Annotated in this window: 15 protein-coding genes and 1 tRNA gene; 3 read left to right on the forward strand and 13 right to left on the reverse strand. The window is 73.2% G+C overall.

What is annotated here, in order from left to right; genetic code table 11:
* Positions 1 to 31 precede the first annotated feature (31 nt).
* Positions 32 to 568 (forward strand): NUDIX hydrolase family protein, encoded by a 537-nt coding sequence (locus ACZ56B_RS23515; RefSeq protein ID WP_468793925.1) that lies wholly within the window; start codon positions 32 to 34, stop codon positions 566 to 568.
* A 65-nt stretch (positions 569 to 633) separates the two neighbouring features.
* Here the strand turns inward: ACZ56B_RS23515 and ACZ56B_RS23520 are convergent, their stop codons facing one another.
* The 5 genes from ACZ56B_RS23520 to ACZ56B_RS23540 all read right to left on the reverse strand — a co-directional run bounded on the left by ACZ56B_RS23520 (position 634) and on the right by ACZ56B_RS23540 (position 5,306).
* A complete protein-coding gene (locus ACZ56B_RS23520; protein ID WP_468793928.1) occupies positions 634 to 1,809 on the reverse strand; it encodes an ABC transporter ATP-binding protein in 1,176 nt (391 codons plus the stop codon).
* 74 nt (positions 1,810 to 1,883) lie between these two features.
* Entirely contained in the window at positions 1,884 to 2,717 is an 834-nt protein-coding gene (locus ACZ56B_RS23525) for a carbohydrate ABC transporter permease (RefSeq protein WP_468793931.1), read from the reverse strand.
* Positions 2,717 to 3,676 carry a carbohydrate ABC transporter permease gene (locus ACZ56B_RS23530; protein ID WP_468793934.1) on the reverse strand — a complete coding sequence of 320 codons (960 nt, stop codon included), beginning with the start codon at positions 3,674 to 3,676 and terminating at the stop codon, positions 2,717 to 2,719. Before ACZ56B_RS23530 ends, ACZ56B_RS23525 begins: the two co-directional genes overlap by 1 nt.
* Positions 3,677 to 3,737: 61 nt before the next feature.
* Positions 3,738 to 5,012 (reverse strand): ABC transporter substrate-binding protein, encoded by a 1,275-nt coding sequence (locus tag ACZ56B_RS23535; RefSeq protein ID WP_468793937.1) that lies wholly within the window; start codon positions 5,010 to 5,012, stop codon positions 3,738 to 3,740.
* A 220-nt stretch (positions 5,013 to 5,232) separates the two neighbouring features.
* A tRNA-Pro gene (locus tag ACZ56B_RS23540) sits at positions 5,233 to 5,306 on the reverse strand.
* 151 nt (positions 5,307 to 5,457) lie between these two features.
* Here ACZ56B_RS23540 and ACZ56B_RS23545 point away from each other — a divergent pair.
* Together ACZ56B_RS23545 and ACZ56B_RS23550 are read left to right on the forward strand one after the other, a co-directional pair.
* Positions 5,458 to 6,165, forward strand: coding sequence for a transketolase (locus ACZ56B_RS23545; protein WP_468793940.1), 708 nt, complete (start codon positions 5,458 to 5,460; stop codon positions 6,163 to 6,165).
* Positions 6,166 to 6,242: 77 nt separating this feature from the next.
* Positions 6,243 to 7,166, forward strand: coding sequence for a transketolase family protein (locus ACZ56B_RS23550; protein ID WP_468793943.1), 924 nt, complete (start codon positions 6,243 to 6,245; stop codon positions 7,164 to 7,166).
* Between the two features lie 73 nt (positions 7,167 to 7,239).
* Here ACZ56B_RS23550 and ACZ56B_RS23555 read toward each other — a convergent pair whose 3' ends face one another.
* The 8 genes from ACZ56B_RS23555 to ACZ56B_RS23590 form a co-directional block, all read right to left on the reverse strand.
* Positions 7,240 to 7,599 (reverse strand): MmcQ/YjbR family DNA-binding protein, encoded by a 360-nt coding sequence (locus ACZ56B_RS23555; protein ID WP_468793946.1) that lies wholly within the window; start codon positions 7,597 to 7,599, stop codon positions 7,240 to 7,242.
* Between the two features lie 134 nt (positions 7,600 to 7,733).
* Positions 7,734 to 8,639, reverse strand: a complete 906-nt coding sequence (locus ACZ56B_RS23560; protein WP_468793949.1) for a LysR family transcriptional regulator — start codon at positions 8,637 to 8,639, stop codon at positions 7,734 to 7,736.
* A gap of 36 nt (positions 8,640 to 8,675) precedes the next feature.
* Entirely contained in the window at positions 8,676 to 9,875 is a 1,200-nt protein-coding gene (locus ACZ56B_RS23565; RefSeq protein WP_468793952.1) for a glycine C-acetyltransferase, read from the reverse strand.
* 37 nt (positions 9,876 to 9,912) lie between these two features.
* Complete coding sequence (gene tdh, locus ACZ56B_RS23570; RefSeq protein WP_468793955.1) at positions 9,913 to 10,941, reverse strand: L-threonine 3-dehydrogenase; 1,029 nt, start codon at positions 10,939 to 10,941, stop codon at positions 9,913 to 9,915.
* 216 nt (positions 10,942 to 11,157) lie between these two features.
* Positions 11,158 to 11,733, reverse strand: coding sequence for a GAF domain-containing protein (locus ACZ56B_RS23575; protein WP_468793958.1), 576 nt, complete (start codon positions 11,731 to 11,733; stop codon positions 11,158 to 11,160).
* Between the two features lie 60 nt (positions 11,734 to 11,793).
* Entirely contained in the window at positions 11,794 to 12,411 is a 618-nt protein-coding gene (locus ACZ56B_RS23580) for a GTP-binding protein (RefSeq protein ID WP_468793961.1), read from the reverse strand.
* Positions 12,389 to 12,760, reverse strand: a complete 372-nt coding sequence (locus ACZ56B_RS23585) for a DUF742 domain-containing protein (RefSeq protein WP_468793986.1) — start codon at positions 12,758 to 12,760, stop codon at positions 12,389 to 12,391. The genes ACZ56B_RS23580 and ACZ56B_RS23585 overlap by 23 nt, the downstream gene beginning before the upstream one ends.
* A gap of 2 nt (positions 12,761 to 12,762) precedes the next feature.
* A complete protein-coding gene (locus tag ACZ56B_RS23590; RefSeq protein ID WP_468793964.1) occupies positions 12,763 to 13,197 on the reverse strand; it encodes a roadblock/LC7 domain-containing protein in 435 nt (144 codons plus the stop codon).
* Between the last annotated feature and the right edge of the window lie 439 nt (positions 13,198 to 13,636).

The following is a 13,636-nucleotide window of genomic DNA, read 5'->3' on the forward strand; positions in this document are numbered from 1 at the left end:
GTGAGCGGACCGTCGAAAGTATGATCAAGCAATGTCTGACATGACCGAGACCACGCCCGGCTGGCTGTCCTCCGACGAGCTGGAGATGGCACGCGCCCGCATGCCGATCCTGTACGTCGAGGCCGTCCCCGTGCGCGTGGACGACAGCGGCGAAGTCACCAGCGTCGGCCTGCTGCTGCGCATCGGGCCGGACGGCACGGTCAGCCGGACCCTGGTCTCCGGCCGGGTGCTGCACCACGAACGCGTCCGCGACGCCCTGCTGCGTCATCTGGAGAAGGACCTCGGCCCGGTGGCGCTGCCCCGCGTCCCGGCGTCGCTCCAGCCGTTCACGGTCGCGGAGTACTTCCCCACCCAAGGCGTCACCCCCTTCCACGACCCCCGCCAGCACGCGGTGTCGCTGGCCTACATCGTGCCGGTGACGGGCGACTGCCGGCCCCGGCAGGACGCCCTCGACCTGGTGTGGTTCAGCCCGCGGGAGGCCGTGTCGCCGGCGGTGCAGAGCGAGATGCCGGGCGGGCACGGGGTGCTGCTGAAGCAGGCCCTGGCCCACGCGGGCTGCGCGGTCTGATCCCCCCGGGGGCCTTGCGCGGGGGCCCTCGCACCGTGGTGCCGCGGGACCCCGGGCCCGTGGTGTCAGCGGCCGACCGGGTGGGTGAGGTTCACGCCGGTCGACGGGTCGAAGACATGGGCCTTGCGCAGGTCGACCCGGAGCTCCACGGCAGCGCCCTCGCGGGCGCGGGTGGCGGCGTCCAGCCGGGCCACGATCTGCGCGGCGCCGCCGGTGTCGCGCTGGCCGGAGTCCGTGGCGAGCTCCTCCAGCTCGGCGCTCGTCGCCGGCCCGCCCTCCGCGCTGAAGTAGACGTACGCGTCCGAGCCCAGCGATTCGAGCACCTCCACGGTGGCCGTGACGACGGGACCGCCCGCCCCGCGCGCCAGGCTCGCGTCCTCGAAGGCCTCCGGGCGCAGCCCGACGATGACCTCGCGGGGGGCGTCCTTCCGCTCCAGCGCCCTGCGCGTGCGGTCGTCGAGCGGCAGGTCGCCCAGCGAGGTGCGCAGCACACCGCCGGACAGGGAGGCGTCGACGAAGTTCATCGCCGGGGAGCCGATGAAGCCCGCGACGAACAGGTTGCGCGGCGTGTCGTAGAGCTCGGCGGGGGTGCCGACCTGCTGGATCACGCCCTGCCGCATCACCACGACCCGGTCGCCGAGGGTCATCGCCTCGACCTGGTCGTGGGTGACGTACACGGTGGTGGTGCCCAGGCTGCGCTGCAGCCGGGAGATCTGGGTGCGCATCTGCACCCGGAGCTTGGCGTCCAGGTTGGACAGCGGCTCGTCCATCAGGAACGCCTCGGGGTCGCGGACGATGGCCCGCCCCATGGCCACCCGCTGGCGCTGGCCGCCCGAGAGGCTGGCGGGCCTGCGGTCCAGGAGCCCGGTCAGGTCGAGCACCCGGGCGGCCTGGTCGACCTTGCGGTCGACGGTGGCCTTGTCCACCTTCGCCAGCCGCAGCGGGAACCCCATGTTCTCGCGCACGCTCATGTGCGGGTACAGGGCGTAGCTCTGGAACACCATGGCGATGTCGCGTTCCTTGGGCGCGAGGTCGTTGACGACCCGGCCGCCGATGCGCAGGGTGCCCTCGGTGATGTCCTCGAGCCCGGCGATCATGTTCAGGGTGGTGGACTTGCCGCACCCGGAGGGGCCGACCAGGATCACGAACTCGCCGTCGGCGATGGCGAGGTCCACGTCCCTCACGGCGACGGACCCGTCGGGGAAACGCTTGGTGACTCCCTCGAGGACGATCTCGGCCATGGTGGTGCCTCCTTGCCTTCAGGCCTGCCGGGCCCGGGCCCGGGAGCGGTGCGGGACGGCTCGGCGCGGCCCGGTCATCCCTTGACCGCCCCGGAGGTGAGCCCGGCGACGATCCGCCGCTGGAAGAGCAGGACGAAAACGACGATCGGGACGGTGATCACCACGGCGGCGGCGGCGATCGACCCGGTGGGCTGCTGGAACTGCGAGCTGCCGGTGAAGAACGCGATGGCGGCGGGCACCGTCCGCGCGGACTCGGTGGACGTCAGCGAGATCGCGAACAGGAAGTCGTTCCAGCAGAAGATGAACACGAGGATGGCGGTGGTGAACACGCCCGGCGCGGCGAGCGGCACGATCACCATCCGGAAGGCCTGCGCGGGGGTGGCCCCGTCCACCTTGGCGGCCTTCTCCAGGTCCCAGGGGATCTCCCGGAAGAACGCCGACAGGGTGTAGATCGCCAGCGGCAGCGAGAAGGTCATGTACGGGATGATCAGCCCGGGCCAGGTGTCGAAGATCCCGAGGGCCCGCTCGATGGCGAACAGCGGGGAGACCAGGGAGATCGGCGGGAACATGGCGATCAGCAGCGACATGCCGATGAGGACCTGCTTGCCGGGGAACCGCAGCCGGGCGACGGCGTAGGCGGCCATGGTGCCGAGGACCACCGCGATCGCGGTGGCGATCAGGGCGATGCCGATCGAGTTGACGAGCGCCCGGGTGAACTCGGAGGTCTCGAAGATGCCCCGGTAGTTCTCCCAGGTCCACTTCCGGGGGATGTAGGCGCCGTCGGTGAGGGTGCCGGGGTCCTTGAACGACAGTGCGGCGATCCACCACACGGGGAACAGGGCGTACAGCACCACCACGACGTTCACGACGCCCCACCGGGTCGCGTGGGTCCTTCCCGCGGCGGCCATCAGCGCTCCACCTCCGAACCCGGTGCGGCGGTGCCGAACAGCTTGACGAAGGTGAAGGCGATGATCCCGACGCAGAGGAAGATCAGGACCGAGATCGCCGACCCGATGCCCAGGTTCAGCGCGGTGAACAGGTTGTTGTAGCCGAGGATGGACACGGAGCCGGTGCCGTGGGCGCCCGAGGTCAGGACGTAGATGTTGTCGAAGACCCGGAACGCGTCCAGCGTGCGGAAGAGCAGCGCCACCAGGATGGCCGGCTTCATCAGCGGCAGCACCACCTTGGTGAAGCGCTGCCAGGCCGTCGCCCCGTCCACCATGGCCGCCTTCAGGGTCTCCTCGGGGACCAGGGCGAGGCCGGCGAGCAGCAGCAGCGCCATGAACGGGGTGGTCTTCCACACCTCGGCGAGGATGATCAGCCACAGCGCCGGCCACTGCTCGGTGAGCGGGGCCTCCCCGCCGGGCAGCAGTTCGGCGAGGTAGCCGAGTTCGGGGGTCCAGGCGTACTGCCAGGAGAAGGCGGCGACGACGGTGACGATGCCGTAGGGGATGAGGACGGCGGTGCGGACCGTGCCGCGCCAGAAGAGCGTGCGGTGCATCACCAGGGCGAGTCCCATGCCGAGGACGAGTTCGACGGCGACGGACACGGCGGTGATGAACAGCGTGACCCAGAAGGCGTCCCACCAGTACGGGGAGGTCAGCACCGCCCCGTAGTTGCTCAGCCCCACGAACTCCGCCCGTGCCGGGAACCGCAGGTCGTAGCGCTGGAGGGAGAGGTGGACGGCGTAGCCGATGGGGTAGGCGGTCACGGCGGTCATGACGAGGACGGCCGGCGCGCACAGCAGCCAGCCCAGGCGCCGCTCCTGCCGGGCGCCGGCGGAGAGGGCCGTCCGGCCCCTGCCCTTCCGGGCCCGCCCCGCCCCGCCGGGCGGCGGGGCGCCGGCCGGGGCCGCCCTCGTGCTCATCGCGGACCGCCCGGGCAGGAGGCCGCCCGCGGGACGGCGGGACGGGGCGGGAAGCGGTGGTTCACGGGATCACACCCTCGGATCGCAGGGCAGCGCCGATCTGTTCCCCGATGGTGTCGACCGCCTTCTCCGGCTGGATCGCGGACGGCGGGGACAGCGTGTTGGCGATGACGATCGACACGTTCTGGTAGGCGGGGGTGAGCGGCCGCACGCTCGCCGACTCCAGAGCGGCCAGCACCTCCCGGGAGAAGGGGTACTCCTCCCTGAACGCCGGCTCGTCGTACAGGGCGCGCAGGGTGGGCGGCAGTCCGCCGTCGAGTGCGGCGGTGAGCTGGTTCTCCCGGTTGCGCAGGCACAGGGTCGCCTCGAAGGCCAGGTCGGGGTGGCGGGAGTAGGCGCTGACGGCGAGGTCGATCCCGCCGATGGTGGGCCGGGCCGGGCGGTCGGCGTCGACCCGGGGGTAGGGCGCCCAGCGGAAGTTCCGGAACAGCTCGGGGTTGTTCGCCCTCATCGACGGATAGACGAACGGGTAGTTGAGTTCGAAGGCCGCCGTCCCCGACTCCATGGCGAGGCGGTTCTGGTCCTCCATCTGGTTGGGCAGGGAGGGGTCCGCGGCCGGGGAGTTCGCGAGGTCGCGCATGATCGAGGCGGCCCGTACGGCCGGCGGGCCGAGGGAGGGCGCGGTGGCGTCCGGATCGAGGATGGTGCCGCCCGCGCTGTTGACCAGGCTGTTGAACCAGACGGTCAGGCCCTCGTACTGGGCGCCCTGGACCTCCACGTAGTGCGGTTCGCCCCGCCGGGCGAGGTCCCGGGCCGTGTCCAGCATCTCGGACCAGGTGCTGGGCGGGGTGGGCACCAGGTCCTTGCGGTACCACAGCAGTTGGGTGTTGGTGTTGTACGGGACGGCGTAGAGCCCGCCCTTCCAGGTGGCCGTCTGCAGCGGGACGCGCAGGGTGCCCTCGGTGGCCCGCCGCCTCGTCTCGCCGGTCCACTCCCGGATCCAGTCGGCCTCGGCGAACTCGGCGGCCCAGGTGACGTCCAGGCCCAGGATGTCCATGGACGTGTCCTCGGCGGCGAGCCGGCGCACCAGTTGCTCGCGCTGGCCGTCGGAGTCGCGGGGAAGTTTCCGGTAGCTGATCCGGTAGCGGCCGCCGGACGCCTCGGTGCAGCGGTCGGCGGCCTTCTGCAGGGCGCCGGAGTCGTCGGGGAAGATGTACCAGTTGAGGGTGGGGCGGCCGTCGCCCCCGTCGTCGCCGCACGCGGCGAGCGCGGAGGCCAGCAGGGTCAGCGCGACCAGCGCCCGCGTCCGTCGCGCCCCTGGGGGGCGTCTCCACACGCGCTCCACACCTCGCTTCCGGGAAGGCGGCACGGGTATCGGTCCCGCGACGGTGCTCACCCGGCGAACGCTAAACAGCGCGTAGGGGGATATCAAGGACATTCATCGGCAAATCGCCCTTATAGGAATCAACGGACGGGATCCCGGCCGGTCCGCGGGAAACGACGAAGAGGCCGCCCCGGGTTGCCCCGGCACGACCTCCGACCTGCTGTTCCACAAGTCGGGACGACAGGATTTGAACCTGCGACCCCTTGACCCCCAGTCAAGTGCGCTACCAAGCTGCGCCACGTCCCGTTGCCCGCCTGACCTGGGGATTCCCCGGCCGAACGCGCACGGAAACCATACCGCACTCGGGACGGTGATCGCGCACTCCTTCACCGGGCCCTGATCCGGCGCATCACCGAGGGCTTGACCTGAAGTTTACTTGAGGTTGCACGATCGCCGTATGACGATCACCGAAGAACACGCACGTACGTACGGGTACCCGGACCTGCCGGCCCTGATGGCCCTGATGACCGGCGACGAGAAGCACGGTCCGGCCGCGACCTCCACACTGGACGTGCTGTGGGTCCTCTACGACCGGGTGCTCCGAGTGGCCCCGGAGCGGACGCAGGACCCGGAACGCGACCGGTTCCTGCTGTCGAAGGGACACGGGCCGATGGCGTACTACGCCGTGCTGGCCGCCAAGGGGTTCCTGCCCGTGGACTGGCTGCCGGGCTTCGGCTCGTACGACTCGCCCCTCGGCCACCACCCCGACCGCCTCCTGGTGCCGGGCGCCGAGATCGGCAGCGGCTCGCTGGGGCACGGGCTGCCGATCGCCGTCGGCACGGCGCTGGGACTGCGCGCCCAGGGGCTGGACGAGCCGCGGGTGTGGACGCTGATCGGGGACGCCGAGCTGGACGAGGGCAGCAACCACGAGGCGATCGCCTTCGCCGGGCCCGCCGGCCTGGAGCGGCTGCACACCGTGGTCGTCGACAACTCCTCCGCCAGCCACGCCCGCCCCGGCGGGATCGCCGCCCGCTTCGAGGCGGCGGGCTGGTCCGCGCTCACCGTCGACGGCCGGGACCACGAGGCGCTGCACGCCGCGTTCACCGCACCGCATCCGGGCCGGCCGCACGTGGTCGTGGCCCGGGTCGAGCCGAAGAACGCGTGACCCTCCCGCCCCCTCCCCCGCTCCCCCTCCGCCCCCTCCTCCGTCCTGGTACGGACCTCCGGAAAGGAACGATTTCCGTGGACACCATGCGCGACCGTTTCGCCCCCGTCGTCACCCGGCTGCTCGACGAGGACCCGCGGGTCGCGGTCGTCCTCGCCGAGGTCGGCAGGGACGGCTTCACCGAGGCACTGCGCCGGCACCCGGACCGGGTGGTCAACGTCGGCATCCGGGAGCAGCTCCTGGTCGGGGCGGCCGCCGGAATGGCGCTGACCGGGCTGCGGCCCGTCGTGCACACCTTCGCGAGCTTCCTCGTCGAGCGGCCCTTCGAGCAGGTCAAACTGGACCTCGGGCACCAGGGGGCGGGCGCGGTGCTGGTGAGCGCCGCCGCCTCCTTCGACTGGCCGGCCGGCGGGTACACGCACATGGCACCGGGCGACGTGGCCCTGCTGGACACCCTGGACGGCTGGACCGTGCACGTGCCGGGGCACCCGGACGAGGCCGAGACGCTGCTGCGGCACGCGGTGGCGGCCGGCGACGACAAGGTGTACGTGCGGCTGTCCGTGCAGTCCAACGCGCAGGGGCTGCCCGTGGACGGGGAGCGCCTGCGCACCGTCCGCGAGGGGCGCTCCGGTGTGGTGGTCGCCGTCGGCCCGGTGCTGGACGCGGTGCTGCGCGCCACGGAGGGGCTCGACGTCACCGTCCTGTACGCCACCACCGTCCGCCCGTTCGACGCGGCCGCCCTGCGCCGCGCCACCGGGGCGGCCGGGACGGACGTCGTCCTGGTCGAGCCGTACCTGGCGGGGACCTCGACGGCGGCGGCGAACGACGCGCTCGCCGACCTGCCGCACCGGGTGCTGGGGCTGGGCGTGGGCCGGGCCGAGCTGCGGCGGTACGGGCGGATCGAGGAGCACGTCGCCGCGCACGGCCTCGACGCGCGGTCGCTGCGGGAACGCATCGGGGGGTTCCTGGGCGCGGGCGGGGCGGTGCCGGCCGGGGCGTGAGGCGGCCGACGGCACACGGCGGCTCCCGGCCGGCCTCCGGCCGCCGCGCCGGAGGCCCTCCGGCGCGGGTGCCTCAGTCCCCGGGCGGCAGGCCCAGCCGGGGGTGCGCCTCCAGCAGGCGCGGCGGGGCCGCCTGGCGCCAGGAGTCGGCGAGGATGTCGCGCAGTTCGGCCTCGTCCTCGAGGGCGGCCAGGCGCGCCCTCACCCAGGCGAACTGCGCCTCGTGGTCGGCGATCCAGAACTTGTCCGGTTCGGCGAGGACCAGTTCGTCGCGCTCCACCTTCGGGCAGCGCACCGCGATGGAGGTCTCGTCCTCGGGCAGGGTGGCGAACATCTTCCCGGCGACCCGGAACGTGGGCATGCTCCAGGCGATCTTCTCCGTCGTGTCCGGCAGGGAGAGGGCTGTCCGTCGTACGTCCTCGGCTTCGAGCATGGCAGAGACCGTAGCGGCCGCCACTGACACCGGCAGTGGTGCGCGGGTTCCGGTGGCCGCGACCGCCCGCGCACCGGCGCCCCGCCGCCTCCCCGGCTCGCGGGCGGCGTGCCGGGCCCGGTCGGGGAGCGGCCCTACGGCTCCCCCGCCGCCGCGCGGAGCGCGTCCAGCACCGGCCGGATCAGCGGATGCCCCTCGGCGCCCCGGCGCACGGCGGCGAAGACCCGGCGGGTCGGCGCCACACCGTCCACCGGGCGGACGACGACGCCCGCGAGGTCCATGCCGCGCAGCGCGGAACGGGGCACGAGCGCGACGCCCGCGTCCGCCGAGGCGAGGGCGACCACCGCGCGGAAGTCGTCCGAGGAGTGCTCCAGGCGGGGCTGGAAACCGGCACCCTCGCAGGCCAGGACGACCACGTCGTGGCAGGGGTTGCCGGGGTACGGGCCGATCCACGGGTCCTTGGCCAGCTCGGCGAGCGGCACCTCGGCGCAGTCGGCCAGCCGGTGGTGGACGGGGACGACCGCGTCGAACGGCTCGGCGTACAGCGGTACGTGGGTGAGCCGCGGGTCGTCGGCGGGCGGTGCCCCGCGGTACTCGACCGCCACGGCGGCGTCGACCTGCCGGTCCAGCACCATCGGCAGGCTGGCGTCGCCCTCGGCGTCCCGGACCCGGATGCGGATGCCCGGCGCGGACCCGGCGAGCCGGGCCACCGCGGGCGCCACGACCTCGGCGATACCGGTCGCGAAGGCGGCGACCGTGACGGTGCCGGCCTCGCCCGAGCCGTACGCGGCGAGTTCCGCCTCGGCCCGCTCCAGCTGGGCGAGGACCGCGTTGGTGTGGCTGAGCAGGATCTCGCCGGCCGGCGTCAGCCGGACCCCCTTGGCGCCGCGCTCCACCAGGCGGTGGCCGGTCTCCTGCTCCAGCGCGGCGAGCTGCTGGGAGACGGCCGAGGGGGTCAGGTAGAGCGCGGCGGCGGCCGCCGTGACCGTGCGGTGGTCGGCCACCGCACGGAGGATGTGGAGCCGCCGCGCCTCGATCATGGGAGCGATTCTCTCAAACGCCGCGCGGTGCTCCCCTCAGGCGTCGAGCTCCGCCCGGGCCGCCACGAAGGCGTCCACCGCGCGGTTCACGTCCTCGGTGGAGTGCGCGGCGGAGAGCTGGACGCGGATGCGGGCCTGCCCCTGCGGCACCACGGGGTAGGAGAAGCCGATCACGTACACCCCGCGCTCCAGCAGGAGTTCCGCCAGGCGGCCGGCGCGGGCCGCGTCCCCGATCATCACGGGGGCGATGGCGTGGTCGCCGGGGAGGACGTCGAAGCCCTCCTCGGTCATCCGGCGGCGGAACAGGGCGGTGTTCTCGGCGAGCCGGACGCGCAGGTCGTCGGCCGACTCCAGCAGGTCGAGGACCTTCAGGGAGGCCGCGGCGATCACCGGGGCGAGCGTGTTGGAGAACAGGTACGGGCGGGAGCGCTGGCGCAGCAGGGCGACGATCTCGGCGCGGGCGGCGACGTAGCCGCCGGAGGCGCCGCCGAGCGCCTTGCCGAGCGTGCCGGTGATGATGTCGACGCGGTCCATGACGCCGTGCAGTTCGGGGGTGCCGCGGCCGCCGGGGCCGACGAAGCCGACGGCGTGCGAGTCGTCGACCATGACCATGGCGCCGTGGCGGTCGGCGAGGTCGCAGATCTCGTCCAGGGGGGCGACGTAGCCGTCCATGGAGAAGACGCCGTCGGTGACGATCAGCGTGCGGCGCGCGCCGCCCTCCGCGGCCTCCTTCAGCTGCCGCTCCAGGTCGGCCATGTCGCGGTTGGCGTAGCGGAAGCGGCGGGCCTTGGACAGCCGGATGCCGTCGATGATCGACGCGTGGTTCAGCGCGTCGGAGATCACCGCGTCCTCGGGGCCGAGCAGCGTCTCGAACACACCGCCGTTGGCGTCGAAGCAGGAGGAGTACAGGATCGTGTCCTCCTGGCCGAGGAACGCCGACAGCCGCGCCTCCAGCTCCTTGTGCACCTCCTGGGTGCCGCAGATGAAGCGGACGGACGCCATGCCGTAGCCCCAGCGGTCCAGGGCCTCGTGGGCGGCGGCGATCACCTCGGGGTGGTCGGCGAGGCCGAGGTAGTTGTTGGCGCAGAAGTTGAGGACCTCGCCGGGACGGCCGCCCGCGGTGACGTTCACGGTGGCGGACTGGGGGGTGTCGATCACGCGCTCGGGCTTGTGCAGGCCGGCGGCGCGGATCTCGTCGAGGGTGGCGCGCAGGTCGTCGCGCACGGAGTCGAACATGGAGGCTCCCTGAAGGTGCTCGCGGACGGGATGGGGGTCAGGCGGTCCAGTCGAGGACGACCTTGCCGCCCTTGCCGCCGGCCGCCTCCTCGAAGGCGGCCTCGAAGTCGCGGTACGCGTAGCGGCCGGTGATCACGGGGGCGAGGTCGAGTCCGCCCTCCAGCAGGACCGACATGGCGTACCAGGTCTCGAACATCTCCCGGCCGTAGATGCCCTTGATCGTGATCATCGAGGTGACGATCCGGGCCCAGTCGACCGGGAACTCCTCGGTGGGCAGGCCGAGCATCGCGATCCGGCCGCCGTGCGTCATGTTGTCGATCATGTCCCGCAGGGCCTCGGGACGGCCGGACATCTCCAGGCCGACGTCGAAGCCCTCGCGCAGGCCGAGGGCGTGCTGGCCGTCGGCGACGGTCGACTCGGCGACGTTCAGCGCCAGGGTCGCGCCGATCTTGCGGGCGAGTTCCAGGCGCTCCTCGCTGACGTCGGTGATCACGACGTTGCGCGCGCCGGCGTGCCGGGCCACCGCGGCGGCCATCAGACCGATCGGGCCGGCTCCCGTGATCAGGACGTCCTCGCCGACGAGCGGGAAGGACAGGGCGGTGTGCACGGCGTTGCCGAACGGGTCGAAGATCGCGGCGATGTCGAGGTCGACGGGCACGCGGTGCACCCAGACGTTGCCGGCGGGGAGCACGACGTACTCGGCGAAGGCGCCGTCGCGTCCGACGCCGAGCCCGACCGTGGACCGGCACAGGTGCCGGCGGCCGGCCAGGCAGTTGCGGCACTTGCCGCACACCAGGTGCCCTTCGCCGCTGACCCGGTCGCCGGCCTTGACGTCGGTGACGTCCCGGCCGGTCCCGACGACCTCGCCGACGAACTCGTGGCCGAGGACCAGCGGGGTGGTGATCGCCTGCCGGGCCCAGCCGTCCCAGGCCCGGATGTGCAGGTCGGTGCCGCAGATGCCGGTGCGCAGCACCTTGATCAGCACGTCGCCGGGTCCGACGGCGGGTTCCGGGACGTCCACGAGCCACAGCCCGGGCTCCGCCTTCTCCTTGACCAGCGCCTTCAACGCTACGGCTCCTGAGGGTGAGTCCCGGCGCCGGGGCACGCCGAGGAGGCCCCGACGCCGGGGAGGGAAGTGGAATCGCACTGCAATCTGCCGTAGACCACCCTCACCGGTCCATCGAGGTTTTCTTAAGCGCGGCCACAGCTTTCCTTCACGCCGTCACCCGTCCTCCCCGTCCGCCGTCCCCCGTCCGGCCGAGGGCCCGGGGAAGACCCCGGTTCACCGCGGCAGCCCGTCGTCTTGCCGGTGCTCCAGCCGTGCGACGAGTTCCGCGGCCCGTTCCTTGATGGCCGCGAGCCCCGGCTGTCCCCAGGCCCTCGGCCGGACGTCGGTGACCGAGACGGTGCCCAGCACCGTCCCGGTGCCGTCGATGAGCGGCGCGCCCAGGTAGGAGCGGATGCCGAACCCGTCCACGACCGGGTTGCCCGCGAACCGCGGGTAGTCGCTCACGTCCTCCAGGACCAGCGCCTTGCGCCGGGCCACCACGTGGGGGCAGAAGCCGTGGTCGCGGGGCAGCACCCGGCCCAGCAGGGCGCCGGTGCCGTCACCGCGCGCGAACGGCGCCACGGCCGGGGTGTGCAGTCCCGCGAAGAACTGCCCGTTCTCGCCGAGGAAGTTGACCATGGCGTACGGAGCCCCCGTGAGCTCGGCGAGGCCGTACGCGAAGGCGTCCAGCGCGGGCTCGGGGCGGTCCCCCAGCCCCAGCCGGCGCAGCCTGCGGGCGCGGTCCGGGGCCTGCCTGTCCTCGGGGGTGAGCAGCGGACGACCGGCCGGGCGCGGCGGGTCGTAGCTCATGGGCGGGCTCCCGGGATGCGGATGAGGGTCATGTACGGGCTCCGTGGGGTGTGCGGGGGTTCACCGGGGGACGCCGTGCTCCGTCGCGGGGGCCGGGGCGTGGGTGATGAGGTACCGGACGAGGGTCAGCAGGGTCTGGACGCCGGAGCTGGAGATCCGGGCGTCGCAGCGCACCACCGGGACCTCCTCGGGGAGGTCGAGGGCGGCGCGCACCTCCCCGGGGTCGTAGCGGAAGGCGCCGTCGAACTCGTTGACGGCGATGACGAAGCCGAGGCCGCGCTGCTCGAAGAAGTCGACCGCGGCGAAGCACTCCTCCAGGCGCCGGGTGTCGGCGAGGATCACCGCGCCGAGCGCGCCCTCGCAGAGTTCGTCCCACATGAACCAGAACCGCTCCTGGCCGGGTGTGCCGAACAGGTACAGCACGTGCTGCGCGTCGAGGGTGATGCGGCCGAAGTCCATGGCCACGGTCGTCTCGACCTTGTTCTCGATGCCGTCGAGGCTGTCGGTGCCGGCACCGACCGTGGTGAGGAGTTCCTCGGTGCTGAGCGGCGCGATCTCGCTGACCGCGCCGACGAAGGTCGTCTTGCCCACGCCGAACCCGCCCGCCACGAGGATCTTGAGTGCCGTGGGGAACGGGTCGGCGCCGTGGACGCGGTCAGAGCTGTCGTCGTAGTCCATCGAGCACTGCCTCCAGAAGGGCCCGGTCCGTCGGGGTGTGGTGGAACGCGGGGGGCTTGTCGGTCAGCGCCCCGCAGTCGACGAGGTCCGCCAGCAGCACCTTGGTGACGGCCACCGGCAGCCCGAGATGGGCGGCGACCTCGGCGACCGGGACGGGCGCGCGGCACAGGTCGAGCGCCTGCGCGTGCTCGGGGCCGAGGTAGCCGAGGGGGGCGGAACCGGTGGCTCTCACCTGTGACATGAGGTCGAGCGCGACGGTGGGCCGGGTGCGGCCGTTGCTGACCGTGAAGGGGCGCACCAGCCTCCCGGCCGCGTCGTCGAGCCAGGGCCCGTCACCGGCCGCCGTCACGCTCAAGGCCTCATCACCGGGGGTTCGGCGGCCGGCTGCCGGGGCGCGGTCACCAGGTACGGCCGGACGCTCTTGACCAGCATCGCCATCTCGTAGCCGAGCACCGCGGCGTCGGCCTCGCGGCCGGCCAGCACGGCGAGGCAGGTGCCGGAGCCGGCGGTGGTGACGAACAGCAGCATCGAGTCGAGTTCGACGACGACCTGGCGGACGTCGCCGCCGTCGCCGAAGCGGACGCCGGCGCTGCGGCCGAGGGAGTACAGGCCGGAGGCCAGGGCGGCCATGTGGTCGGCGCTGTCCGGGTCGAGGCCGTGCACGGACTTCACCAGTCCGTCGCAGGAGAGCAGCACGGCGCTGGTGGTGTGCGGCACGCGTTGCACGAGTCCGCTCATCAGCCAGTCGAGGTCGGACGCGTGGGCGGTCGGCGCATCGCTCGCCATGGTGGATCGACTCCTTGGGATACGAAGGTCTGCGGGAGCACCGGGCAGGGAGGTGGGGGACGGCGTGGTCATCCGGCGGGTGTGCTCCCGTCGTGCCGGACGATGGGGTCGGTGCGGGGCGCGGGCGCCACCGGCCCGGACCCGCCGGGCGCGGGGCGCTCGTCCGGCGGGCCGGCACGGTCCGCCGGGCCGCGCTCCAGTCGCTGCCGGGACTCCGCGAGGCCGACGCCCCGTTGGAAGGCCGCCATCAGGTGGGGGTCGTGGCCGGCGACGTGGCCGGTGTCCCGGCGGGGCGCGGGGGCGTCGCGCAGCTGGGGCGCGATGTGCTCCTGGGCGCGGCGGCGGGGCAGTCGGGGCCCGTCCGTCGTGGGGGGGGGCGGGGGGGGGGGGGGGGGCGGGGGGGGGGGGGGCGGGGGAGGGTGGGGAGGTGGAGGGGGAG

The organism is Streptomyces sp. NPDC034670 (assembly GCF_055574875.1).